This window comes from Vibrio hepatarius (assembly GCF_001274785.1).
Taxonomy (GTDB): Bacteria; Pseudomonadota; Gammaproteobacteria; order Enterobacterales; family Vibrionaceae; genus Vibrio; species Vibrio hepatarius.
The window spans coordinates 263,075-286,924 of sequence record NZ_LHPI01000019.1 but is presented as its reverse complement, the minus strand read 5'-3'; the positions used below and the strand labels follow the sequence as shown (position 1 = coordinate 286,924).

The following is a 23,850-nucleotide window of genomic DNA, read 5'->3' as shown; positions in this document are numbered from 1 at the left end:
ATTTGCCATACCTGAAGTTATTCGTCCTTCAATAATTTAATTTATGACTCTAAACAATTTATGCCCAACTCCGTGTTACCAACAGCATATCCTTAATCTGTAGTCCCCACCCCACACACCAGTACCAAACATTTGTCTTTTAAGATAAATCCCCATTAACCAACAGGTTGAGTTTCTAAATCATTGTTGTTAGATTGGCTGAATGAAATATATCCCAACGACTACATCATTCTTCTTTTGGTGGCGCTCTAATTAGAGCGGCACTGAATTCTTACATTCTTTAGCTGCTGGAAGGTAGCTAAGACTGTAATCTCTTTATATCTCCAGTAGCGATCTGTTTTAACTAGGAGATATCCCCATGAACACCAAGCAACCTACCGACAAACCTGAAATTATTTTGACTGGCGATAGAGCAACAGGCCCACTGCATCTCGGTCATTATGTTGGTTCTTTAGAGCAACGAGTCGCGCTACAAGAAATCCACGAACAAACTATCCTCGTTGCTGATATGCAAGGTCTTACCGACAACGCCCATAACCCGAAAAAAGTCTCCTCTAATATTCTCAATGTGGTTGCCGATTATCTGGCTGTTGGCATCAACCCTTTAAAAACGACGATTTGTCTTCAATCACAGCTACCTGCCCTTGCGGAACTGACTATGTATTACAGCAACCTAGTCACCATCAGCCGTTTAGAAAGAAATCCAACGGTCAAAAATGAGGTTCAAAACAAGGGCTTTGAACGTTCTATTCCTGCTGGCTTTTTAACCTACCCCATCTCTCAGGCAGCCGATATCACCGGCTTTAATGCAACCTTGGTTCCGGTTGGCGATGACCAATTACCAATGCTTGAACAAACCAATGAGATTGTAAGAAAGATTAACTCGCTAGCAGGACGCGCGGTTTTGAATGAATGCAGGCCATTGTTGAGTAACTCGCCTCGCCTGCCTAGTACCGATGGAAAAAACAAAATGTCTAAGTCGATGGGCAATACGATTAACCTCGGCGCGAGTGAAAAAGAGATAACCGCAGCAGTCAAATCAATGTATACCGACCCAAACCACCTAAGAGTTAAAGACCCTGGGAATATCGAAGGAAATGTCGTGTTTACCTATCTAGATGCTTTTCATCAAGATAAGGCTTATGTAAGTCAGCTCAAAGAACACTACCAACGTGGTGGCCTTGGTGACGGGACAACCAAGAAGGTATTGGAAGAGTGCTTGCAAGACATGCTTAGACCAATAAGAGAAAGGCGCGCAGAGTATTTAAGTGATAAAGCTCAGCTGATTGATATTTTAGCCAAAGGAAGCCAAATCTCTCGAGAGAAAACAGAAAAGATCCTGTTTGATGTTAAAGAGATCTTTGGGCTGAATATTTTCTGAATAGCTTGTTTTAACAAAACAGATTAGAGCCGGCGAGATCTCCGCTGGCTCTAATATGCAAAGCTGAACTAAATGGGTTTACGGGATTCGACTTTGTTTCCGAACTGCACCTAAACAGCCGTTAACTGCGACCATACATCGAGAGCGACAGGCAAAACCGAAATCACGAGTAACAAAGCCATTGAGATATTAAACCAACGTAAATAGGTTTGATTCTCTAATTTTTGACGCAGTAAAGAACCAAACATGAGCCAAACCCCAACACAGGGAAACGAAACAATAAAGAATGTTGTCGCAATTGTAAGGTTTTGAGTTGCGTACTGCTCCCCTACTGTTGTGAATGCTGAAATCGCTCCAATCGCGACGACCCAAGCCTTCGCATTCACCCACTGGAAAATAGCGCCTTTCAAGAAACCCAAAGGCCTTGCCTGCTGGTTTCCGTTAGCGACAGAGCTAGTGCTCGCAATAAGCCAAGCTAAATAAAGAAGATACGCTGTCCCTACTATTTTTATAATCAAGCTCAGATGAGGGAACATGTTAAAGAGTTGGCTGAACCCTAAACCAACCAGCAAAAGCATGATCGCAAACCCGACACAAATTCCTGTAAGCAGAGGTAAGCTCTTTTTAACACCAAAATTCAATCCCGAAGTCATAACCATAATGTTATTGGGGCCAGGCGTCACCGAGGCAGAGATAGCAAATAGCGCTATAGATATCATGTAGTCCAATTCCATTCCCTCTTGATGTTGGCTGTCCTGATTTCGTTCATTTAACTGAACAAGTGATTTTTATAATGAACAAGAACAACCGTACTGTCAATAAAACGATCGTTTGTTATAATGAACGAAGTTTTTCTTACCTGGCTTTTAACCATGCATAAAAATGAACCACCTATTGCACAAATTGCCGCTACATTAAGTTCAGAAAGAAAGCGATCAGGGCTGAGTATTGCGGAGGTTGCCAGACAAGCGAACATTGCTAAATCGACCTTGTCACAACTAGAAAACGGCGTCGGAAACCCGAGTATAGAAACGCTGTGGGCTATCTGTGTGGTGCTTGATATTCCAGTCTCCCGCTTGCTTGAAGCCCCCAAGCAAGAGATAAAAGTGATTCGCTACGGGGAAGGCGTAACCGTTGCATCAAAACGTAAGACTTACCAAGCGACTTTGCTTGCTGCATGTCCGCCGAATGCCAATCGAGATATATACATGATTGAAGTTGCGCCTGGGCAACCGCATTACTCGGAGCCACACAATCAGGGAGTGATCGAGCACGTCCTGATTATGCAAGGAAGCGCGCGACTTGGCTTGGTCTCAGAAAGCTATGAGTTAAATGAAGGTGATTACATTTGTTATCCGGGAGATTTACCGCACATGTTTGAAGCCTTACAAGAAGGAACACGTGCAATATTGATCTCTGAACATCGATAACCAATTACCTACTCGACGATTTAGGTTCGATCTAAGTACTTATACACTTGGCGTTGCACTACTGCAGGTTAAGGTGGCCAACGCGTGATCATCCTGTTGTTTCTTCAGTTGCATACGTGCGTTAAACAAACGAGTCTCGACTGTATTGGCGCTAATTCCCAAAACCTCGGAGATTTGCGCGTTGTTCAGCCTAACCATTAAGCTCAGCACCAACGGTTCGCGGTATTCCAATGGCAGAATCATTATCTGCTGTTGGAGCATGTGGTGCTCACTGTTCGATGACGAACAATATTTTCCGTCACGTTTGTTGCAATCAAAGCACGCAAGACGCTTTGTGTACTCCATACGCAAAATAGAGATAAGCGACAATATAACGCTTGTTTCGTTTTTTAAGCTGTCGAGACGATGCCACACTTCGCGATAAGTTGCGTGTACTAACTCTTCCGTCATTTTCTGCTCTATGCACAGCCAAAAAGCGTAGCGGTAAATGGTTCGATACGTATCTTGAACAACCGCTTCATAGCGGCTCTGTTTGTCCACAGTGCAAAGGTCAGGTGCTACTCGGTCTCTCTTGTTCAATAAGTCAGTCATCGCCATTTAAACCTTTAGTCAGGAACAGCTAGGCGAATACGTTTTTGATTCGATGCTTAACATTACCTAGCACCCAGATCCTTATTCGCTCTAGCCATTCCCCAATCAAACACCCTTAAAACGGTTGAGTGGAAAAGCGCGAGTATTGAAGCGCGTCGGCGACTTCCTGCGCTTTGGACTCCGAACTCATAAGATGAAGTAACTTTAACGCCGCTTGATAGCTGACGAGACTACCGTTCGAGGTAATGACCTTATCATCGACAACAAAGTTCTGATTCACCTGCACTTTCACCGCTGGGTAATCTTTTTGTAGATCAGATTCACCACCAGCCCAAGTTGTGGCTTTTTTGCCATTCAGAAGACCAGCTTCCGCCAACAGGTACGCGCCTGAGCAGTTGCTCGCCATCCAGTCAGCCTCTTTCGACGTTGCTTGAATAAACTCGATTAACTGATTGTTCTCGATAAGTGGGTCCATATCGTAGCTGGAAGTTAGAATGAGCACGTCCAACTCTGGAAGCTCCCCTATCCAAGCATCGACACCAATCTTTAAGCCTTCTTCGGTGGTGATTGTTTTCTGGTCCGAGACTGAAACCGTGATCGCTTCATAGTCACTAAACCAAGTCAGTCGACTCGCGACACCAAACACTTCCAAAGGCGCGGTCACGTCCGATGTTAGTACGCCGTCATAGACCAGAATACCGATTCGTTTATCCGCGGCTTCTGCAGATGTCGCCACCGAGAAGAACATGATCAACGCTGCTACCGACGTGCGGAGTAAGACTTTTAATCCATTTTTCACCATCATTTTTTACCTCGTTATTAGAGCATCAAGTTGTTGAGTTCCATTATATTTAGGCAAATTAGTGATTGAAGACCCGCTTTCCACTATCTATAGTGAACAATATTCATGAATAGAATTGACTCACGGTATGGATAAGATTCGGTCTTTGCGCTTTTTTATCGCGACTCTAGATGGCGGAAGTTTTGCGGCGGCAGCCAAAAGCTATGGCACCGACCCTTCTACGGTGAGCAAGGCCATCCATCGACTTGAAAGTGATTTAGGTATTCAGCTCTTCCAGCGCTCTACGCGGCAACTCCGCTTGACCGAAGGTGGACGCTTATACGCAAACACCGCAAGACTTGTTTTAGAAGAACTCACCGCCTGTGAAGAGGCGTTAAAGCGTCAGAATGATGAGTTATCGGGTACGCTCAAGATCAATGTGCCCGTTTCCTATGGCCGGCTTTATATCCGTCCGTTGATAAAAGAGTTTTGCTTGCGCTACCCGAATATCAGCGTTGATATTCATTATGACGACGCTTACGTCGATATTATTGAGCAAGGAATTGATGTCTCGATTCGGTCTGGCTCAGTTCAAGATAGTCAGTTAATTGTCCGACAACTCAGCCCCATCGACCTTATCATTTGTGGCAGTAAAGATTATTTGGAACGACACGGCGTCCCACGTGGTTCTGAATCATTTAACGATCATTCATGGATACGTTTTCGCTTTAAGCAAACGGGTAAACTGTTACCGATCAAGATGCCAGAATCGAATGGCGAGAGTGAGTATGATCCCTTCAACAACTTTATCGTCAATGATGGGGAATCGATGGCTGAGCTTTGCGCCGACGGTTTAGGGCTTTCACAAATGCCGCATTTTATCGCTAGAGACTGGTTGAAATCAGGTCGCCTGTTGCCTCTATTCCCAAGTGTTCGCCAAAGCGGAACAGGTGTGTATCTCCTTTATGCCAAGCGAGAATATTTGCCAGCGAGGGTGAGAGTATTCATCGACTTTCTCACCCAAGCTATCCAAGATCAGGGAGAAACCCCGCTAAAAACTTGGGCTGAATCATTAAAGGTTTATCAACCGGAATCATAGCTTTTGGAGGTTTGTAAGGGCATTGGTGGCATTTCAAATTACCGTTCAAACCGTAGCCCTACTCATCGATTTGTGGGTGCGTATATTGTTGATATTTGGGTAGTTGCTCGCGCAAGTTATGAAAGGTAGCTCTAGCACTCTGCTTAGAGAGTTTGTTCATTAACCAGTTGGGAAGCAAACCTCCCGGATCAGCAAAGGCTTTGTACTCGATTAATGTGGTGCCGTTGGTGAGTTTTTGTAACACCCAAGTAGCATCGACTGAACGGATACGAATATAGCCGTTTTGCTCAGCCATAGCGGACTCCGGCGCTGCTTTGATGGCTAAAGTAAATCCGAACTCATCAACCGAATATTTTGAATACGTGACCATGTCACGGTCTTTCGCTGGCCACGGTGCAGAGAATTGGGTATAGACGATGTTCTCTGTCGCGGAAATCTGCTGCAAAACACGGCTATGACTGGCGTTATCAATCCAGTTTGGGATATTGTCACTGTCTTCCAATAACGTTAAAAATGCGCCATAGCTGGTTGGCGTGAACATTCGAGCTCGAATCTCAACCAAGCCATCTTTGTGTTCTCGCGTATAGATAGTTATCCCGTCATTGTCGCTATCAAATTGCCAGTAGTCGTTCTCTTGTGCCCACACAGCCGCTGATAATAAAGCGCCCGCTATAAGCACACTCATCCGTAAGCTCGCCATCACTCAGTTACTCGTAAAGTATTCCTGATTTAAGCTTATACAACTTAGCTCTTGAGATACAAAAAAGGCTTGGATACTCCAAGCCTTTTGAACTCTATTCTAAGCAAACCAATGCCTTTATTTGGCTACCTTAACTGGCTGCGCTTTCTTTGCTCTCGTTCTCTTTTACCAATGCTACCACCGTTGATCCGGCTACGATCTCTGGTTGGTTTGAGGTACTGAACATGCGAACTTTATTGCGCGCATCAACAATAAACAAAGGCAGTAGGAGTGCACTCTTATATTGGTTTTGATAGTCTTCAAAACTGAATGCTTCGCTAATTTTGGTGTGTTTTATTTCTGCGCCTTGGTTAATTAGGCTTGCTAGCTTTTTGTAGCTCACAGGCTCTGAGAAGAGGATTTTTCCGTGGTGCTGTTCCGCGGTAATATGCTTATCACCGCCGTTTGTATTGCCGTTTAAGCAGTAAACGTTTTGCTCGCCAAACTCGTTGATAAAACGCATCCCCGCAGTGACGTTTAAGTGCTTATCTGGCGTCATTGCCATCACTTTACCGATGCCGATTAAATCCAGATACTCGTCTGCGTGACTCGACATCGGATTACCATAATAGGTTTCTAGCCCAGACATCCTCGCTTGTTTAATGTAATCCCAGTTCGAGTCTGTAACCACAACACGGCAGTCGTATTTCTTGATCGCTAAACCGACAGCACGCGCTACATCGTTCGCACCGACGATCATCACACCGCGTGGTGATGGTTCAGCCACATCCAACATCAACGCGATTGGTCTGGCTGAAATACTCTGCAGCACAACGGTGCCGATGATCACCATGAACGTCAAAGGAACCAGTAACTGTGCCCCTTCCACATTGGCTTGGGTGAGTTTGATAGCAAACAGTGATGAAATCGCCGCCGCAACAATACCGCGAGGTGCCACCCAAGCGAGAAACGCTTTTTCCTTAAAACTCAAGTTGCTGCGTAAAGTAGAAATAAAGATCGATGCCGGACGGGCGATAAGTTGAATCACGACAAACAGCAGCGCAGCGCCCCAACCTAACGCATGGAAATCATCTACCGTAATGCGCGATGCAAGCAGTAAAAACAGACCTGAAATCAACAAGATCGTCAAGTTTTCCTTAAAGTGGAGAATATGTTTAATATCGACTTCTTTGGCGTTAGCAAGCCACATCCCCATGACAGTAACTGCCAAAAGTCCCGCTTCAGATTCAATCGCGTTCGAGCCAGCAAATACACCAAGTACCACCGCCAACACCGCAAAGGGTTGAAGGTATTCCGGCAGCATCTGACGGCGTAACACCACCGCGATAAATTGCCCCGCGGCGGCGCCAATTAAGAAACCGACCACGATGATAATGCCGAACACTTCAAAGCTGTGCGCTTTACTGTTCGAGACAATAAACTCATACACAATCACAACAAACAGCGCGCCAATTGGGTCAATCAGAATCCCTTCCCAGCGCAATATGTTGGCGAGTTTTGCTTTAGGTCGAACAGTACGTAGCAAAGGCACAATCACGGTTGGGCCAGTCACGACGGTCATACTGCCGAATAGCCAAGCCAGCGGCCAATCAAAGCCGAGAATATAATGAGTCGCACAACTGGTGATCACCCAAGTTACGAGCGCCCCTAGTGTGACGATACTTTGCACCGTTCTGCTGACTTCTTTAATCTCTTTAAAGTTGAGCGTCAAACTGCCTTCGAACAGGATCACCGCAACCGCTAACGAAATGAGAGGAAACAGCAGTTCGCCAAACAATGCGTTGGGCTCGAACAAACCAGTAAATGGCCCGATCGCCAAGCCAGCAATCAATAACAATAAAATGGCTGGAAGTTTTAATCTCCAAGCCAACCATTGGCACATTAAGCCGACTACACCAAGCGCGGCCAATGTTAAGCCAATCATTTCCTCATGCATTTTGTATCTCGCAAGTTATTTAGTTGAGCATGTATCTATTGAATCTAATACAAGTATTTTTATTTATCGGTATTACGTTAGCGAAGCGGTTACTCGCTTTGAAATTTTAATCGCTAGTTTGCGATTTTATCATTACAACTATGGTCAAATTTGATACTTCCACAAACTCTGTCTAGCAGAACCCGACCTAAAACAGTCACTCGCGATCTCTGCTACTCACTCCAATCAGAAAAATGGGCGACTAAGAAATCGATCGCGAGTCTGACTCGTAAGGGCAAAAATCGTCGGTTTTGATAAACAATCCAACTGCTGGTGCCGCTTCCCCAATAGTCCTCAAGCACAGGAACGAGTCGACCACCACTCAGCGCGCCGTTGTAACTGCTTTTAGGCAAATAAACAATGCCAAGCCCTTCTTCACACGCTTTAATCACCGCGCTAGAGCTATTGCTACGCCAGCGCCCTTGAACCCGCACCTGATTTAGCGGCGCGCCGTCTTTTTCAAACAACCAATGATCATTGTTCGCAATAATACAGCTGTGATGTTTCAGTTGTTCTGGATGTGTTGGAAGACCAAACTGTTCAATGTAGCCTTGACTGGCCGCCGCTGCCATTGGCCTGTCCACCAGCTTTCTCGCAACCAGACCAGAGTCGTTGAGTCGGCCGTAGCGAATCGCGAAATCAGTGCCGTCTTCAATGAAGTTAACCATTCGCGTATTGAAGTTCATTTCCACGCTAAGGTTTGGGTGTGCTTTGCAAAACTCCATCAGTGCAGGCGCGACATAGTTTTCGGCAAACGCACCGGCCGCACTGACGCGCAATGTACCGCTTAGCTGGGTTTGTTGTGAGGTGATCTGCTCGTTGGCTTGCTGCAGACCCACCACCAAGTCCTTGCAGTGTTGATAGTACGCTTGCCCCGCTTCGGTCAGGGTGACCATACGCGTCGAACGAGCAAATAACGCAACGCCGACTCTTTCTTCTAGCCGTGATATTTGACGACTCACGTGGCTGGTGCTGCACCCGAGTTGCTTCGCCGCAGCAGAAAAGCCATGACTCTCTGCGACAACAACAAACTCATTGATACCTTCAAAACTGTCCATCACTCACCTTTGCTATATAGCAATAATGTTTTGCTTATAAGCCGTATTATCACTCATTTGGTTTAAGTTTAATATCAATGCATCAAACAAAGACAAGTCAGAACAAATAGGAAAGCGTTATGAAACGAGTACTAATCCCAGTGACTAACCACGCGACTCTTGGCGATACCGATCAAGCGAACGGTACTTACGCTCCAGAACTTACTCATGCACTCAATGAGCTTCTTGCTGCGGGTTATGAGTATGACATCGCCTCTATCCAAGGTGGTAAAGCGCCACTGTACGGCACAGACATTGAGGGAGATGCCGTCAACGCAAGCATTTTAGTTAACGATGATTTCTTAAACCGTATCAACAACACGATTCCTGTTTCACAGGTTAATGGCGAAGATTATGATGCGATTTTCTATCCAGGCGGCTTCGGCTTGCTCTCAGATTTGTCGAGCAACGAAGAGTTTGCTCGTATCGCAGCGAAACATTACGAAAACGGCGGTGTGATTGCGGCGGTCTGTCATGGTCCTGGTGCGTTGCTACCAATCACGCTAAGCAATGGCGAGAAGCTACTGGCGTCTAAATCGGTGACAGGTTTTACCCGTGAAGAAGAAATTGATTTTAACACCATCAACGACATTCCATTTTTGCTAGAAGAATCGCTGGCGCGTAGCGCGGCTCGCTATAACAAAGTTCAGCCATGGCAAGAGTTTGTGATTGTTGACGAGCGCGTTATTACTGGTCAAAACCCAGCAAGTGCTCACGGCGTTGGTAAAGCACTGGTAGATTTGCTGTCATAGCTCTATCTGCACTAACAGAAAAGGCTTGGAGTGATCCAAGCCTTTTTACGTTCTACGTAGAGTTGATGGAAAGAATTAGTTCAGTGCGTCGATTAGAATTAACTCGCGCTCTAGTGCCACTTTCTCTGCATCACTCGCGTTCTTCAACATATCTTTACGCACAGCAATCGCTTGCTGCTTATCTTTATCTGAACCGAACATCAATGACTTAACATTAATCGATTCAATGTTACTGTAGCGGCCATCTGCACTGCTTGGTACGTCAAACTTGCCGTCGTTGATCAACTGCTTAACCACGTCACGCTGTTTGGCATAACTGTCTTCCAACCCTTTAAGCTGCCAACGCTGCATTGGTTTACCCACATAAACACCGTCTTTCACCTCAGTTAAATAACGGATGGTTAAGTTGCGAATGGTACCCTGCTCTTCGCCATATTCCGCTTCGGTGTCAAATAGGACTGGGAAATCGCGCCCTTCTAACACGCCACCTTTTTTGGTTAAGTGACCCATTCGGTAGCTATTCATACCAATACGAACTTCACTGTCATCTTGCACCAGTGTTCCGTCTGCAAATTTGAGCTCTGTGATTCGCTTGCCTTTCGGTTGCGTCAGGTCGATGGTGTAAGTCACGCCAGCAAAGAAGTCATTGGTCGAGTATTTCGATGCGCGTCTTTCAGGGTCAAAGCTGTATGTCACATCGCCCGGTTTTACGGAGTTGAAATAGCCTGCCGACCACTCCATGTACGTCTTCAGCTCTTTGCCTGTCATTTGGTAAACCGTGATTTCACCACCTGCGTATTGATAGTTATAAGCGATGTCTTTCGCTTTGATCGGGCCAACATCCAACTCGGCGTTGTCATTGTCGATTTGTAGCGCGATAACGTTCGCTTTTGGCGCGTAATAGAAACTCGCTTCTTGGAATAGCGCACTGATACCAGTGTCTTGAATATGGACTTGCGGAATGCCGCGAATTTCATTTTCAGGAACAAGGTCGACGCCTTTTAACTCGGCCACTTCGCGGTTCGCCATTTCACGCAAACGCTTGTGATACGGCTGATAGAGACTTTCCATCGTCTTATCAGACTCAACGCCATTGATCTTGTAGGTAAAGCTGTCTTTGTTGATGAGGGTGAACTTGCCATCGCGTTCCTCGAATTGGAGGTCAATTCTAGATAGCGCGCGACCGTATTTATCCGGTTCAGTCACGATAACACCGTTGATCACCGCTTTATCGATGCGAGTATGCATGTGGCCTGCAACGATAGCATCTAACTCTGGGTTTGAATTGGCGATGTCACTCACACCGGTATCAGCGATATCGTTCTCGTTGTCTAATCCCATATGGGCAACCAGCACAATCGCATCGACTTTGTCATCAATCTCGGCGATCAGCTTTTTCACTTCGAGGGTTGGATTGGTAAAGGTGACGCCTTCGAGACGATTGGTGCCCTCTGCAAATACTTGCGTCATCGGTGTATCCATACCAATCACACCGATCTTAATGCCATTTCTCTCAAGTACGGTATAACCCGGTAAGAAAGGATTACCATCTGGACGTTTGATATTGCCACCCAAAGACTTGCCTTTGAACTGGCTAAGAGAACGGTTTAACACATTCAAACCAAAATCAAATTCGTGGTTACCCAGCACCCAAACATCGTACTTCATTTGGTTAAAGCCGAGCATCATTGGATCCACAGGCTCGTCTTTAAATGTTTCAACGAAATTGCCCTGAATGGTGTCGCCCGCATCAACCAAGATGGTATTTGGTTGCTGCTGACGGATTTCTTGTACTTTGGTGGCGATTTGGCTCAAGCTACCGCGCATATTGAGCTTGTCAGCGGCGTAATCCCAAGGCATAAAATGCCCGTGCAGGTCTGACGTGCCCAAAACGGTGACTTGGTGAATATCACCGTCAGCCGCCCATGTGGGCAGTGACAGCGAAAGTAGAATTGCGCTAGAGAGGAAGTTCTTTTTCATATTGTTATTCATTCTATTGTAGGTAAATCAGATGAATACTATTTTAGAACCAAAGCTTTATTTGTGATCGAGTTCCTCTTTAAACAATCCGTTAACATGGTGTTGCATATATTTGAGAGATGAAGCTCACAAATAGTATATCGATAAGCGCCGCAAGCCTAATCATATGTTGAAGCCTTTAATCGACAAAGCCACCTATGATCAGGTGGCTTTTATTTCATGGGCGTCGCAATGGATAATAAATCAGTTCAATATAATTATCTTGATAATAAAACCGAACAGCCTTCACAGTAAAAGCGTAAGAGAAACAAATTCGCACTAAGGGAGTGGCGCTTACGTCAAATAGTTCAACTTTTTGCTTTCAAAGTCATGAAAATTGGGGAAAAAACTCGTAAATGAAAGTCTATTGGCTACGCTTTAATTAGATCTGTCAACGAAGGTGGTAAGGTTAAAGTATGAAGAAACTATGGTTGTTAGCATTATTCGTTTGCATTCCCGTTCACGCTCAAGAAAAGATATTAACGTTTGGCATTGTTCCGCAGCAATCCGCCATAACCCTAGCGAAAAACTGGGGACCAATTTTAGAAAAGCTGTCTGAAGACACGGGTTATAAAATCGTGTTTAGAACGGCCAAAAACATCCCAGAGTTTGAACAGCGCGTTTTGAATGGGGAGTATGACATTGCTTACATGAATCCTTATCACTACACCGTTTTTCATCAAAAACCTGGCTATCAAGCTTTTGCAAAACAACAAGACAAGCGTATACGGGGTATTATTGTTGTGAAGAAGGATAGCAATATTACCGACCTCAAACAGCTTGATGGAGAAACTCTGGTTTTCCCTTCCCCAGCCGCCTTTGCCGCCAGCGTAATTCCTCGCTCATCGCTTAAGGCAATGGGAATCAACATCACGCCTCAATATGTTTCTTCTCATGATTCGGTTTATCTGAATGTCGTCAAAGGACTGTTCCCAGCTGGTGGAGGCATTGAACGTACACTAAACAACACCGACAACGCAGTACGCGATGACCTAAAAGTACTTTGGCGAACTCCAGACTATACTCCACATGCGTTTGCTACCCATCCTGACCTACCGAAAGAAGTCAGTGACAAAGTGTCTAGCGCGATGCTAGCACTTAATGATACAGACGCAGGGAAAACGCTCTTATCACGTATTAAGTTCAAAGGGATCGAAGCCGCTCAAAATGAAGATTGGGACGACGTGAGAGCCTTGAATATTACCCTGCTCGATAAACTCCTTGAGCAATAGGCGTTTGCAATGTCTTTAAGATTAAAGACCATTTTTGGTGTTGCACTGATTGAAGCGGTATTGTTGGCGATATTACTGTCGCTTACGCTCAATTACCTTCGCACCACCAACTTTGACGGTTTGGATCAGCGGGCTTTCTCCACTTCGGCATTGTTTGCCTCTACGGTAAAAAATGCCGTTTTGTCTTACGATCTAGCGACTGTTGAATCATTCTCACAGGAACTGGTGAGCCACGACAGTATCGACTATGTCGCGGTATTTAGCGACGGAGGACAGCTTCTCTCTGGCGTCGGTGAGCTTCCCGATGATTTTAACCCCTCCCGCCTTGAACGAAAATCCAGCGAAGTAAACGACGGTATTTTTGATGTATCAAGCCCTATTGAAGAAGCGGGAATCAACTTTGGTTCTGTCTGGCTTGGCTATGATATGTCTGAACTAAATGCAGCAATCAATGATGCAAAAAAATGGAGCACCTTCATCGTTGTCGGCGAGATGACTTTAGTAGCGTTGTTTTCGTACTTCTTAGGCGGATACTTGACCCAACGACTTAGTGAGCTCAGAGATGCAGCGGATGTGATCGCCGCAGGTGGCCGTGATATTCACATCCAGGATGAGGGCAAAGATGAACTGTCAACCGTATCGCGTGCGTTCAAGAACATGGTTGATCAAATCAAACTATCCGAGGGTAAAGCGGAGCGTTACTATCGAGAGCTGGAACAAGCCAATGCGACTTTGGAAACTCGAGTGAAAAAGCGTACACAGGCGTTACTTGATGCGAATAACCAACTTACCGCCACCAACGAGCGACTGAAACGTACTCAGAAAAAACTGGTCGAGTCAGAGAAAATGGCGTCAATAGGTACAATGGCAGCAGGCGTTGCCCACGAGATTAACAATCCGATGGCGTCTGTAAACAGTAACCTTCAAATGTGTCAAAAGTACCTAGCAACTTACCAAGAATGGCTGTTACAAAGCGAGTTGATGCACCAAAAACAAATCACTGACGCCGATAAAGAACAGCTTGCTCGCTGGAAACAAGAAAATTACGTTGAGTATCTCGATGAAGACTTTAATGACAGCTTGAACGACGCAATGATTAGCGTCGAACGTGTACGCAATATCGTGACTGCATTGCAGCAATACGCCAACCAAATCAACCAAGAAAAAGGCATGCGGAAGCCGGTCTTCCTCGATCAACTTTTGTCTGAATGCGTAAGTAATCTCCCTCGCCCTGAGAAAGTACAGGTGTCGATTGCTCCGACATTATCCCAACTCCCTCCTCTACTGATTCACCAAAACGATTTCCGCCAACTGTTCACGGAGTTAATTAAGAATTCAATCCAGGCGTGCGCGCGTCAAGGTCATGAAGCTCAAGGAACAATTGAGATTTCAGCGGAAGAAACCGAGCACCATATCATCGTTTCAGTAGCCGATGATGGCGAAGGCATTTCTGATGATAACCTGACACGTATTTATGACCCATTTTTCACAACACAACCAGTCGGACAAGGGATGGGATTAGGCCTTACGTTTGCCTATAACATCGTTCATAGCCATGAAGGCATTATGCACATCGAAAACCACGGCTCAGAGGGAACAACGGTGCTGCTAACATTCCCGATATCCATACTGGCGAATACCGCAAATGATACTGCAAGTAATGCCTAATCCACCTTACGTGCTTATATATCTGAACGTCTGAACAAATAGAGTAAGAAGCTGGCTTTATCCGTCTCTCAGTTACAATGAGCCCCTTGAATCTAACTTCAATTAGGTTCAAGGGGAGAAAAATTGCGGATTAAAACTTGGCGTAGCTAAATATAAACAGCGATGGGCACCGATACGGAAGCTTCAATTTGCTTCAATCGACTCAACATTGCGGAAGTAATTTCTTGTCCTGCTGATAGCATCATTTGTCCATTTGGATGGTAAACGTCTTGCTTTAAAACCGCGCCGATCTTCAGTTCATCCAGACCAACACAAAGGTCAACATTCGACTGTTCAACATCGTGTTTTAATACGTCAATGAAATGCTTAACAACATCAGGGTCATACAACCCTCCCGCATTCTGACTTAAGAAAGCTCGAGCGCTACTTGGTTTTAAGCGACCAGAGTTTTGTTCACTAGAGACAAAAAACTCATAGTTCTTAACGACACGTATAATACGCGCACCGATTGGGATAGCATCGCCCGCTAAATGATCGGGGCTCCCGGTACCATCAAAGTTTTCGTCTTGGTGACGAATGATATCCACCAAAGGGGCGAAGCGTTTGATCTGACCAATAATAATCGCACCAACTTCTGCATTCGCAGGTGGTGCCCAACGAATTTGAGTACCATCAGAGCGTGCAGTATTGTGCCTTACATTGTGAGTATCACTTCGCTCAATTAGCCCAATTTCGTGTAAAAGCGCACTCAAATAACATTGTGTCACTTGTGCTTCTGACAACGCCATTCGAATTGCTATGAGTTTAGTATACTCGGCAATACGATCGTTCTGTTTATGCGGCTGTCCTGTCGCGTGTTGTATGATGGCAGACAACGCAGCGAGGATATCTTTAAATGTGCGGGTACGATTAGCCAACAAGGCTTCCAGCTTTTTGTTCGATTCTTGCAAGGCAGCCGTTCGCTGTTTCACTTTGTCTTCTAATACGTTGTTCCACTCGCTCAACTGTTGGTTTTTTTGTTGCAGCTCTTCGGTTAACGCCTGTTTCTGCAAGCGTAACTGAAACAGCTCTGATGCCTGTGATAGTGTCTGCTTTAAGCTCTCATTATCCCACGGCTTAGCGAGGTAAGTCTGAATACCTCCACCATTTACCGCACGGATCGTTGATTCAATATCACTGTAACCTGTCAGCAAAAAACGGATAGAATCAGGTTTTATCACTTTTGCTTTGGTCAGAAATTCCGCCCCATCCATTTCAGGCATTCGCATATCAGAGATAATGATCGACACATCGTTATCCGCTAGATGATCCAATGCTTCTTGCCCACAAGTAAAGGACACCACATCGTAGTCATATCTCAGAACCCGAGTCAGAGACTTCAAAATGTCTGGTTCATCGTCCAGTAGCAACAGCTTCAATTTTTCTGTTGGAGAGTTCAGGTCGTCGTTCATATATCGGCTCCTGCAACACAGTGTGTTAGAAATACATTACATTCATCCATGAATGGTATAAGACTGATTTAATTAGTTATTTTTCAGCTAAGCGTTAACGGCTTATCAATATGCTTTTACTTAGCCACCGCTTGCGCTTCTTGTTCGTTCGTTTTATGGACCGGAAGGGTAACCGTAAACGTCGTCCCTACTCCGACTTCACTCTCAACCTCAATCTTGCCTTTATGCTCTTTGATGATTCCATAGGAAACCGACAGTCCTAATCCGGTCCCATGACCAACAGGCTTGGTGGTAAAAAAGGGTTCGAATATATTACTCAAGTTCTCTTCAGGTATTCCTGTGCCATTGTCTTGAATCTTAATTTGAACATTGTCGTCGTTAATTGATTGCAAGCTAACTCGAATAACCCCATTTTCCTTGATCGCTTGGCTCGCATTGACCAGAAGGTTAAGGAAGACCTGATTGAGCTGCATAGGTTGACAATAGACAAGAGGCAGTTCGTCGTCATATTCGCGCTCAACCGTTGCTGTGTATTTAATTTCGTTGTTAATGATGCGTAGTGTGGAATCTAAGCCCTGACATAAGTCGCTGTACGCCCATTCTGAATCATCGGCATGAGAAAACTCTTTAAGATTTTTCACGATTGCCATAACGCGTGATGAACCTTCAAGTGACTCTGAAATCAAATCCGTGACATCTTCTAGCACATAAGCTAATTGCGACTGCTCCATCAACATGCGCTTCTTGGCAACTAGCGCTTCATCGTCCGTATCATCAATTACCTGCTCTAACGATTTCACTACTTCCGTAATCTTGCGAAAGTAGTCATCTAGCGTCTGAATATTCGATGTAATGAAACCCAATGGATTGTTGATCTCATGGGCAATGCCCGCCGATAGTTGACCAATAGAGGCCATTTTTTCGGATTGTAGTAATTGGCTCTGAGCCTTTTTCAAGTTGATCAGTGTTTTTTTCAGCTCATTCTGCTCACGACGAAGACGGCGTGATAATGTCGTCAGTTCATTTTGCTGACACGCCTGAGTCGTCAAGTCATAAACACAAATGCACACGTGGTCGAGCGAACCATCCTGAGTGTGAATTGGGATAAACTCTAGGTTCTGGAACATTTCATCTTCTTGCCCCGAGACTTGGCGAGAAGATTGGAATGGCAGTACGTGAGGCGCTTGCTCCCACGAAGAAAAGCTGGGCGATTCGATCACAAAAGCGGTATCAATCTTTCTCTTCAATACAGACGCCCCATCAGGGAACACTGTCAGGACGTTCTTGCCAACTATATCCTCTTTCGCTAATCCAGAACGAGTCTGAAAATAGGCATTCGCCATAGCAATGGTGTAGTCTTTACGAACGATACATATGGCCACAGACAGTTGATTCAGCAAATCCGAGAGTGCTAACTTTGCTTTCATAATCTCTCCTTCCTAGAGCCATTCATCCAACCGCTTAACCACGACATTAAATCCATCTTCTGAAAAACAAATAATGGTCTTGGTTTCAAAACTTACGGACTCAACGAGAAACGACACGTGCAGCACAAGCGCTTGCTTCCATTTGTTCTTTGGTATCGGTTGGCGCGCTGGCGAATACATGACAGGAGGTTGAGTTCTTGTCGCTAACTGAATTTGCTCACATAACCCTCTCAAGCTTGCGCCTGACAAAATGTTTGAGATCTCCAATAGGCAGTCTTTAAATGTTTGACTATCCATCGCGTCCTCATCGTTAAGAGCAAGCAACTCACCCGCGAGAGTTCTCCCACCTTGCTTGGTCAACTGGGTTATCACTTCCCCTGCCATCTGTCCAAAGAAGGGTTGGCGCGTGAAGTAGTACTCGTCAAGATCACCAAACATTTCCATTAACCTCTCAGGCGATGCAAGATCAACACTGGGGACGGTTAACGTCACTGGGTGGTTAGATAACATGGCAAGTTTACATGCAGCTTGCCCCATTGAGATATTGAGTAACTCTTTGAGAGAGTCTTCGTGATCAGCACTGAGTATTTGATTCATATCAGGCCTACCTCATGTAACAGCTCTCGCAATGAGGATGCGTCTAACGGTTTTTTCAGAAACGAAACCGCCCCAAGTTCCATAACTTTTTGTTGGGATGCTGGTTGGATATCAGCGCTAATGACGAACACAAAGTTTCTCGCGGCCTGTTTTTTTAACTCAGAAAGGACTTCAAACCCATCCATCTCTGGCATGGTTAAGTCCAAAAACATCACATCAGCTTTGCCTTCACGAAACTTTTCCAACGCTTCTAATCCATTAGCAGCTTCATGTACGTTGTCGCTTAACTCCGGAGGAAGTGCGCGGATAACCGCTTTCCTCGACATTTTGGAGTCATCAACAATAGTAATCGAAACGGACGACATAGCTTCCTCCTACTCTACTGGTGATAACAAAGGTTTAGACAACATGACGAGTTTATCAGGCAATGAATCATGCCAATCATTCAATGACGCTTCTGACTGCGCCTCTAGAAAAGTATTAGCAAACTTAGCAATGTGGCAGATGCCCCAGTGGGTTGGATCTTCACCAAGCTTGGCGCGACCTAACTCCAATACGGCTTCGGCAACTTTTAAATCATAGCCCCACAAAATCAAAACATAGGCACTGATAACATCACTATCTTGGTACTGATGCTGTAAAGCCAGTGGATTTTCCTTGCAGACTTCTGGTACGTACCCCATTTCTCGCAAGGTCAATTTGCCAATAGCAGAGAGTAAACAGACCAAATACAATTTCTCTTGCTGTTCACTATCCCACCCGAGCATCTTAGCAATAGTCACTGAGACGCTAGCAAGATCCCGATGATGCAGCACTATGCGTTCATGTTCGGTATTATTCAGTCGTTTAAAACAATGGCGACTCAACATCGCAAGTGCAAAAGCGCTCACAACACTCATACCCAGCCTTGATACGGCGGTGTTGAGAGAGCTGGTTTGCGTTTCAAATCCAAAATAAGCAGAGTTAGCCGCTTTGAGGACTTGGCCGACCAACGGAGGTTCATTTGCCACTATTTGTGCAAACTCAGCACAACCGCATTGGTCATCTTTAATGCAACGTTCAAGTTGTTTGACGATGCTGGGCATAACAGGCAAGGATTCGATACCTGCTAGCTTTTCTCGGCACAAAGAAGAAAATGGAAACGTTCTTAAACGCTCAGCACACGTTAAGACCAGCTCGAAGTCTTTCTCAGTGAACGGTTTAGGTAAGATGAAGTGCGTCCAGTTGTTGCTAAGCGCATCAATCTCGACCGTAGTATCACCAGTAATCAAAGCTCGTGTGCTATTGGGAAACTGTTTACGCACTTGAACCAGTAGCTCGTCCCCTCTGATTCCCGGCATCAGTAAATCACAAAGAACTAAATCTGGAGATATGGAATGCGACGTCACATAGTTCAGCCATGAAATCGGCTCTTCAATTAGCGTAACAGACCATTCAGGCCTGAGTCGTCTCAACAGTCGACTGGCCGCTTTCAACATGAATTTATCATCGTCAATGTACAGAACATGAAAACCACTACTTGCCATATCTGCTCGCTATTGGTTCTACCACGTAAAGTTTGCACGTGGATTCAAACGCAAACTTACTCTCTATTTTGAGCATAGCTAAGAACTAAAGTTTTGCAGCCAGATCACCAACTTGTGTGAGCATTTGTGCTTTAGAGCACAGCGTACAATGAATTTTATTTGTATCGATGGGAAATTTTGCCGTACTCCGTCACGAAAGGAGCCGAGAGAATATCGTCAAGTATCAACATTTGCGTATGAAACTAAATTCACCTAACAGCCCTCCACTCATCTATTAAGCAGTGGCATCTATACGCAACAACAGCTTCGGTCTACCTCTTATTGTGAAAAGCGCACCGACTGAAAATGAGGATTAGCGACCAGTACGTCTAAACTAACGAGCGAATCGAGCTCAATCAACGTGTGCTCGCCGTTTTGTTCGACTTTTATGCACTCTTTACGAACGTTATTGCGTGCAGTATCCAGAGCAACACACTCCAACACCTCACCAGACTTGAGTGTCAGTTTAATTGGGTAACGATACATACACGCGATTTCGATGTAGTCATATTCATTGCAGCTTATCATTAACGTTTTCCTATTTTCGGTGGTGGTGGGGCTACTTTACGCCCAGATTGCGCTCTAATGCTATCTCTTATCCCTCAAGGTTAGAGAATAGACTGGTGAAAAAGAAGGAATCTTTCCTGCTATTCTTTATTTGATTTCGCTGTCCTTATACAATGCGGACAAATTGGAAAAAACGGATTAATCATGGCAAAACTAACGCTACAAGAGCAGATGCTAAAAGCTGGCTTGGTGAATGAGAAGAAGCTGAAAAAAGCGAAGAAAGGCTCCAAAAAATCTCGCGTTCAAGCACGTGAAGTGAAAGCCGCAGTTGAAGAGAACAAACGCCTGCAACAACAGCGTGATAAAGAGCTCAGCACGCAACAGAAAGAGCAGCGCTTAAGTAAAGAAGTTCAGGCTCAAATCAAGCAGTTGATCGAGATGAATAAAATTGATTTGGCTGACGGTGACATTAAATACAACTTTACCGATGGAACACTGGTTAAGTCACTTTACACACCAGCCCTTGTCCGCGACCAGCTTGTTAAAGGCATTCTTGCAATTGCGCGTTATGAAGAAAGTTATGTAGTGATTCCGAGCAGTGTGGCAAACAAGATTGCACAACGTGATGAGCAAGTGATCATTGCACAAAACGAAACTGAATCGGATGCGGTTGACGAGGATGACCCGTACGCGGATTTTGTCGTACCAGACGACCTAATGTGGTAATCACCACCAGCCCATCCCCCAAAGTAAAAAGTAGCCCGTATTGGGCTACTTTTTTATGGTGAGATATACCACCGACTATCGCTGAGCGATAACGAACGCCTCTTCCACTGGCATCGGTTTATAGAAATAAAACCCCTGAATCTCTTCGATGTTCCAGTTTCTCAACTTACGTACCTGAGACGCCGTTTCAACGCCTTCCGCGACTGTGGTCAAACCAAGTTCCTGCGCCATTTTAACGATATTACGGATAAGAATTTTAGCCCGCTCGTTTTGGTCCAACTGATCGATATAAGACTTATCCAGCTTAACGATATCCAGCGGGAAACTGCACAAAGTACTGAACGACGAGTATCCTGTCCCAAAGTCATCCAACGCAAGCTGAATACCCAGAGACTTAATCTCTTCCATTCGGCTTATCACTTCAGTTTCGACACCCATCAGCATACTTTCTGTCATCTCTACCACTAACTGCCCCGCTTGAACTTGGTGCTGAGCGGTGACTTCTTCTAAGTATTTCACTAAGTGGGTGTGATAGAAGTGCGTTGAACTCAAATTAACGTGGACCGTCACTGGGCGAAGATTCGCGTTGCCACGTTGGGTATTCACTTTTTCGATAAACTGACAGGCTTGTTCAATAATCGATTCACCTAGCTCGATTTCAAGGTTGTTCTGCTCAGCAAGTGGAATGAACACCCCCGGCGAAACAATACCCAGTGTCGGATGAAGCCAACGTGCCAAAGCCTCAAAGCCGTTAATCTCTCCGGTTTTGGTGTCTACAATCGGCTGATAATACGCCACAATTTGTTGCTCGCGGATCGCGTTAGGTAGCTCGCGACAAATATCAGAAGAAAGCTTCGCGCGTTCAAAGATTTCACTACCAACTTTGATGATCTTTAATGTCGATTCTTTACTCGCCTCATTTTGCACCGCATACACCGCTGCTTGGAGTAAGTAGTCTAGTTCTTCATGAGTGATTTCAGGGTCTAACATTGCCGCTTGAGCGCTCAAGTCCAGTTCCACACCCAAGATCTGTTTCTTCGAAGACAATTCGTCTAACACACGGGTCGTACCGTGAACTGCTTCTTCGCACGCTTTGTAGTCTGGGATCAGTACAACAAACTCGTGCACGCTAATACGACCTACCTGAAACTGCGGTAGATAATTAACAAACATAGAAGCGATATAGCGAATCGCATCATCGAAAATTTGGTTGCCGAACACCTCTGATACGACTTTTAAACGTGGGATACTGATGTAAATAAAGGAAAACTGGTTCGGTGTAGATGTAATAAAGCTGTTTGCTTTATCAAAAATGGCTTTACGGTTGCTAAGCTCAGACAAGTAGTCTCGTTCACTCAATGTCTCAATCAATTGCTCTTGCAGTTTCTTCTCTCGCTGGTCCTGAATCGCTAGCATGATCGCGTCTTCACCTTCATGCTGGATCAGTGTCGTCTCAATCGTACACTCAACCTGCTCTCCTTTGCTGGTCAACACACAAGCTTCGAAGTGCTTTTTACCGCGATTAAATTCGCGATACATGATGTCCACCTGACACTCTGGTTGGTCTTCATTATCAGGACAAAGCAAATCCAGCGGGTGCTGTAACACATCTTCCTTCTCGTACTCAAGAAGCTCCAATGCGGTCTGATTTATATCGATAATTTCTCTGTCACGTACCAGCACCATCGCAATATTACGGCTCTGATAAAGAGCTTCAAACTTTTGCAACGTATCTTTTAAACGTTCTTGAGTTGTCGATGTGTTGCTTGATAGCGCCTGAAGAAGGTGCGTTAAAAGATCCAGCTCATCTTTGCTTTTCGACTCTGAACGCTCAAGTTGATGAGTCGAGAACAACTCTTCAATGTTCTTTTCCAGATCAGAAAACCGTATCGCCACCTTTTTACGGAACAACAATAACGTGATGAGTGATATAACCGTAGTAGCGGCGACAAACGCGGCAAGCAAGTACTTAAATAACTGACTGCCTTTAATATAGTGTGTGCGTTCAATTTGCGTGCATAGCGCAGCAATCGGTTGACCCGATAGGCCAATCAGCTCAGACCATTCGGTTAACGTTGTTGCCGATTTGTCTATGTGGATGTGACCATCTTCAGTGCTGACGTAAGACTCAGGGAGCCTCTCAATCACATTATTGCCAGTCAGAATATTCGAGTAATCCCCTGGAAAACGTGCCGAGAGATTTTGACCCCAAATCATCCAACCGGAAGAGGCCGATGTCCCCTCACTGTTTCTGACTGGCGTTAAACTCACCGACCAAATATTATCGCCAAGCCAAACCAAACCACTTTTGCTGACGCGTTTGTCGTCTAACGTCTGGTTCATTGCTTTGATGTGACCAACAACATATTGGTTGGTCAATAACTCAGAAATCCACCCATCTAGATGACTATCCCCTTCATAACGAGAAAGAGTAGTGACAACGTCACCCTTTAGTGTCATAAACACCATAAGATCAAGGTTCAACGCATCGAGCGTTTCCGCCATCAAATTGCGCTCTATATAGGCGTCGACGTCCCCGCCAGAAAGTAACTCATGTGTTTCGTCCCACATCGCCCAATCGTAAGAATGGTCTTCTTGGCTGGTGACCATCATACTGATCACGCTACTCGCTTGTTTTCTAGCGGCTTCTGCGTCCATCCTTTCCAGCTCATCTAAGCTGACCAAAAAGAAATAACGAATGATGAATAAGCTACTTAGTGTGACCCCAAGTAAGCCTATGGCGAAATAGAGCGCGGTTTTGGTTTGCAAATTGAAGTTCAGAAAGCGAAAAAGTCTCATATGTAATTGTTATATTTTTATAATTACAAAGAGTTTATGAAATTTATCAGTAT

The 23,850-nt window shown here is 45.0% G+C and carries 21 protein-coding genes; 7 read left to right on the top strand and 14 right to left on the bottom strand.

Going from position 1 to position 23,850, the window contains the following annotated elements; genetic code table 11:
- Positions 1-358 precede the first annotated feature (358 nt).
- Entirely contained in the window at positions 359-1,381 is a 1,023-nt protein-coding gene (gene trpS, locus AKJ31_RS18190; RefSeq protein WP_053410494.1) for a tryptophan--tRNA ligase, read from the top strand.
- A gap of 110 nt (positions 1,382-1,491) precedes the next feature.
- Here the strand turns inward: trpS and AKJ31_RS18185 are convergent, their stop codons facing one another.
- On the bottom strand, positions 1,492-2,109 hold the full coding sequence (locus AKJ31_RS18185) for a LysE family translocator (RefSeq protein ID WP_053410527.1): 618 nt from the start codon (positions 2,107-2,109) through the stop codon (positions 1,492-1,494).
- Positions 2,110-2,253: 144 nt separating this feature from the next.
- Between AKJ31_RS18185 and AKJ31_RS18180 the strand changes: the two genes are divergently transcribed.
- Positions 2,254-2,811, top strand: coding sequence for a helix-turn-helix domain-containing protein (locus tag AKJ31_RS18180; protein WP_053410526.1), 558 nt, complete (start codon positions 2,254-2,256; stop codon positions 2,809-2,811).
- Positions 2,812-2,850: 39 nt separating this feature from the next.
- On the opposite strand, the gene AKJ31_RS18175 is transcribed toward AKJ31_RS18180, so the two are convergent.
- Together AKJ31_RS18175 and AKJ31_RS18170 are read right to left on the bottom strand one after the other, a co-directional pair.
- Positions 2,851-3,402, bottom strand: a complete 552-nt coding sequence (locus tag AKJ31_RS18175; RefSeq protein ID WP_072161395.1) for a sigma factor-like helix-turn-helix DNA-binding protein — start codon at positions 3,400-3,402, stop codon at positions 2,851-2,853.
- Between the two features lie 115 nt (positions 3,403-3,517).
- Positions 3,518-4,204, bottom strand: a complete 687-nt coding sequence (locus AKJ31_RS18170; RefSeq protein WP_083439992.1) for a DJ-1/PfpI family protein — start codon at positions 4,202-4,204, stop codon at positions 3,518-3,520.
- Positions 4,205-4,331: 127 nt separating this feature from the next.
- Here AKJ31_RS18170 and AKJ31_RS18165 point away from each other — a divergent pair, with 127 nt between their 5' ends.
- The gene (locus tag AKJ31_RS18165; protein WP_053410492.1) at positions 4,332-5,282 is read left to right on the top strand and encodes a LysR family transcriptional regulator; all 951 of its coding nucleotides are present in this window, start codon (positions 4,332-4,334) and stop codon (positions 5,280-5,282) included.
- A gap of 58 nt (positions 5,283-5,340) precedes the next feature.
- On the opposite strand, the gene AKJ31_RS18160 is transcribed toward AKJ31_RS18165, so the two are convergent.
- The 3 genes from AKJ31_RS18160 to AKJ31_RS18150 form a co-directional block, all read right to left on the bottom strand.
- On the bottom strand, positions 5,341-5,967 hold the full coding sequence (locus AKJ31_RS18160) for an START domain-containing protein (RefSeq protein WP_245639068.1): 627 nt from the start codon (positions 5,965-5,967) through the stop codon (positions 5,341-5,343).
- Between the two features lie 145 nt (positions 5,968-6,112).
- Complete coding sequence (locus tag AKJ31_RS18155) at positions 6,113-7,918, bottom strand: cation:proton antiporter (RefSeq protein WP_053410490.1); 1,806 nt, start codon at positions 7,916-7,918, stop codon at positions 6,113-6,115.
- Between the two features lie 212 nt (positions 7,919-8,130).
- Complete coding sequence (locus AKJ31_RS18150; protein ID WP_053410489.1) at positions 8,131-9,015, bottom strand: LysR family transcriptional regulator; 885 nt, start codon at positions 9,013-9,015, stop codon at positions 8,131-8,133.
- 119 nt (positions 9,016-9,134) lie between these two features.
- Between AKJ31_RS18150 and AKJ31_RS18145 the strand changes: the two genes are divergently transcribed.
- Positions 9,135-9,806 carry a type 1 glutamine amidotransferase domain-containing protein gene (locus AKJ31_RS18145; protein WP_053410488.1) on the top strand — a complete coding sequence of 224 codons (672 nt, stop codon included), beginning with the start codon at positions 9,135-9,137 and terminating at the stop codon, positions 9,804-9,806.
- A gap of 75 nt (positions 9,807-9,881) precedes the next feature.
- On the opposite strand, the gene AKJ31_RS18140 is transcribed toward AKJ31_RS18145, so the two are convergent.
- Positions 9,882-11,786 carry a bifunctional metallophosphatase/5'-nucleotidase gene (locus tag AKJ31_RS18140; protein ID WP_053410487.1) on the bottom strand — a complete coding sequence of 635 codons (1,905 nt, stop codon included), beginning with the start codon at positions 11,784-11,786 and terminating at the stop codon, positions 9,882-9,884.
- A 455-nt stretch (positions 11,787-12,241) separates the two neighbouring features.
- Here AKJ31_RS18140 and AKJ31_RS18135 point away from each other — a divergent pair, with 455 nt between their 5' ends.
- Complete coding sequence (locus AKJ31_RS18135; protein ID WP_053410486.1) at positions 12,242-13,057, top strand: phosphate/phosphite/phosphonate ABC transporter substrate-binding protein; 816 nt, start codon at positions 12,242-12,244, stop codon at positions 13,055-13,057.
- Positions 13,058-13,066: 9 nt separating this feature from the next.
- Positions 13,067-14,725 carry an ATP-binding protein gene (locus tag AKJ31_RS18130; protein ID WP_053410485.1) on the top strand — a complete coding sequence of 553 codons (1,659 nt, stop codon included), beginning with the start codon at positions 13,067-13,069 and terminating at the stop codon, positions 14,723-14,725.
- Between the two features lie 146 nt (positions 14,726-14,871).
- On the opposite strand, the gene nosR is transcribed toward AKJ31_RS18130, so the two are convergent.
- The 6 genes from nosR to AKJ31_RS18100 form a co-directional block, all read right to left on the bottom strand.
- Positions 14,872-16,176, bottom strand: a complete 1,305-nt coding sequence (gene nosR / locus AKJ31_RS18125; RefSeq protein ID WP_053410484.1) for a response regulator c-di-GMP phosphodiesterase, NosR family — start codon at positions 16,174-16,176, stop codon at positions 14,872-14,874.
- 116 nt (positions 16,177-16,292) lie between these two features.
- Complete coding sequence (locus tag AKJ31_RS18120) at positions 16,293-17,603, bottom strand: sensor histidine kinase (protein ID WP_157052389.1); 1,311 nt, start codon at positions 17,601-17,603, stop codon at positions 16,293-16,295.
- Positions 17,604-17,615: 12 nt separating this feature from the next.
- A complete protein-coding gene (locus AKJ31_RS18115; RefSeq protein ID WP_053410482.1) occupies positions 17,616-18,200 on the bottom strand; it encodes a chemotaxis protein CheC in 585 nt (194 codons plus the stop codon).
- Positions 18,197-18,565, bottom strand: coding sequence for a response regulator (locus AKJ31_RS18110; protein ID WP_053410481.1), 369 nt, complete (start codon positions 18,563-18,565; stop codon positions 18,197-18,199). Before AKJ31_RS18110 ends, AKJ31_RS18115 begins: the two co-directional genes overlap by 4 nt.
- Positions 18,566-18,574: 9 nt before the next feature.
- Positions 18,575-19,726 (bottom strand): HDOD domain-containing protein, encoded by a 1,152-nt coding sequence (locus AKJ31_RS18105; RefSeq protein ID WP_053410480.1) that lies wholly within the window; start codon positions 19,724-19,726, stop codon positions 18,575-18,577.
- 318 nt (positions 19,727-20,044) lie between these two features.
- Complete coding sequence (locus tag AKJ31_RS18100) at positions 20,045-20,293, bottom strand: Rho-binding antiterminator (protein WP_053410479.1); 249 nt, start codon at positions 20,291-20,293, stop codon at positions 20,045-20,047.
- A 183-nt stretch (positions 20,294-20,476) separates the two neighbouring features.
- Between AKJ31_RS18100 and AKJ31_RS18095 the strand changes: the two genes are divergently transcribed.
- A complete protein-coding gene (locus tag AKJ31_RS18095) occupies positions 20,477-20,998 on the top strand; it encodes a DUF2058 domain-containing protein (RefSeq protein WP_053410478.1) in 522 nt (173 codons plus the stop codon).
- A gap of 75 nt (positions 20,999-21,073) precedes the next feature.
- On the opposite strand, the gene AKJ31_RS18090 is transcribed toward AKJ31_RS18095, so the two are convergent.
- The gene (locus AKJ31_RS18090) at positions 21,074-23,797 is read right to left on the bottom strand and encodes a sensor domain-containing phosphodiesterase (RefSeq protein WP_053410477.1); all 2,724 of its coding nucleotides are present in this window, start codon (positions 23,795-23,797) and stop codon (positions 21,074-21,076) included.
- Positions 23,798-23,850 lie beyond the last annotated feature (53 nt).

Excerpts from the sequence above, each read along its gene's own strand:
- AKJ31_RS18140 (WP_053410487.1), bottom strand. The coding sequence starts at position 11,786 with ATGAAAAAGAACTTCCTCTCTAGCGCAATTCTACTTTCGCTGTCACTG.
- AKJ31_RS18095 (WP_053410478.1), top strand. The coding sequence starts at position 20,477 with ATGGCAAAACTAACGCTACAAGAGCAGATGCTAAAAGCTGGCTTGGTG.
- AKJ31_RS18135 (WP_053410486.1), top strand. The coding sequence starts at position 12,242 with ATGAAGAAACTATGGTTGTTAGCATTATTCGTTTGCATTCCCGTTCAC.
- AKJ31_RS18170 (WP_083439992.1), bottom strand. The coding sequence starts at position 4,204 with ATGGTGAAAAATGGATTAAAAGTCTTACTCCGCACGTCGGTAGCAGCG.
- trpS (WP_053410494.1), top strand. The coding sequence starts at position 359 with ATGAACACCAAGCAACCTACCGACAAACCTGAAATTATTTTGACTGGC.
- AKJ31_RS18175 (WP_072161395.1), bottom strand. The coding sequence starts at position 3,402 with ATGACTGACTTATTGAACAAGAGAGACCGAGTAGCACCTGACCTTTGC.
- nosR (WP_053410484.1), bottom strand. The coding sequence starts at position 16,176 with ATGAACGACGACCTGAACTCTCCAACAGAAAAATTGAAGCTGTTGCTA.
- AKJ31_RS18155 (WP_053410490.1), bottom strand. The coding sequence starts at position 7,918 with ATGCATGAGGAAATGATTGGCTTAACATTGGCCGCGCTTGGTGTAGTC.
- AKJ31_RS18150 (WP_053410489.1), bottom strand. The coding sequence starts at position 9,015 with ATGGACAGTTTTGAAGGTATCAATGAGTTTGTTGTTGTCGCAGAGAGT.
- AKJ31_RS18145 (WP_053410488.1), top strand. The coding sequence starts at position 9,135 with ATGAAACGAGTACTAATCCCAGTGACTAACCACGCGACTCTTGGCGAT.
- AKJ31_RS18090 (WP_053410477.1), bottom strand. The coding sequence starts at position 23,797 with ATGAGACTTTTTCGCTTTCTGAACTTCAATTTGCAAACCAAAACCGCG.
- AKJ31_RS18115 (WP_053410482.1), bottom strand. The coding sequence starts at position 18,200 with ATGAATCAAATACTCAGTGCTGATCACGAAGACTCTCTCAAAGAGTTA.
- AKJ31_RS18180 (WP_053410526.1), top strand. The coding sequence starts at position 2,254 with ATGCATAAAAATGAACCACCTATTGCACAAATTGCCGCTACATTAAGT.
- AKJ31_RS18100 (WP_053410479.1), bottom strand. The coding sequence starts at position 20,293 with ATGATAAGCTGCAATGAATATGACTACATCGAAATCGCGTGTATGTAT.
- AKJ31_RS18130 (WP_053410485.1), top strand. The coding sequence starts at position 13,067 with ATGTCTTTAAGATTAAAGACCATTTTTGGTGTTGCACTGATTGAAGCG.
- AKJ31_RS18165 (WP_053410492.1), top strand. The coding sequence starts at position 4,332 with ATGGATAAGATTCGGTCTTTGCGCTTTTTTATCGCGACTCTAGATGGC.
- AKJ31_RS18105 (WP_053410480.1), bottom strand. The coding sequence starts at position 19,726 with ATGGCAAGTAGTGGTTTTCATGTTCTGTACATTGACGATGATAAATTC.
- AKJ31_RS18120 (WP_157052389.1), bottom strand. The coding sequence starts at position 17,603 with ATGAAAGCAAAGTTAGCACTCTCGGATTTGCTGAATCAACTGTCTGTG.
- AKJ31_RS18160 (WP_245639068.1), bottom strand. The coding sequence starts at position 5,967 with ATGAGTGTGCTTATAGCGGGCGCTTTATTATCAGCGGCTGTGTGGGCA.
- AKJ31_RS18110 (WP_053410481.1), bottom strand. The coding sequence starts at position 18,565 with ATGTCGTCCGTTTCGATTACTATTGTTGATGACTCCAAAATGTCGAGG.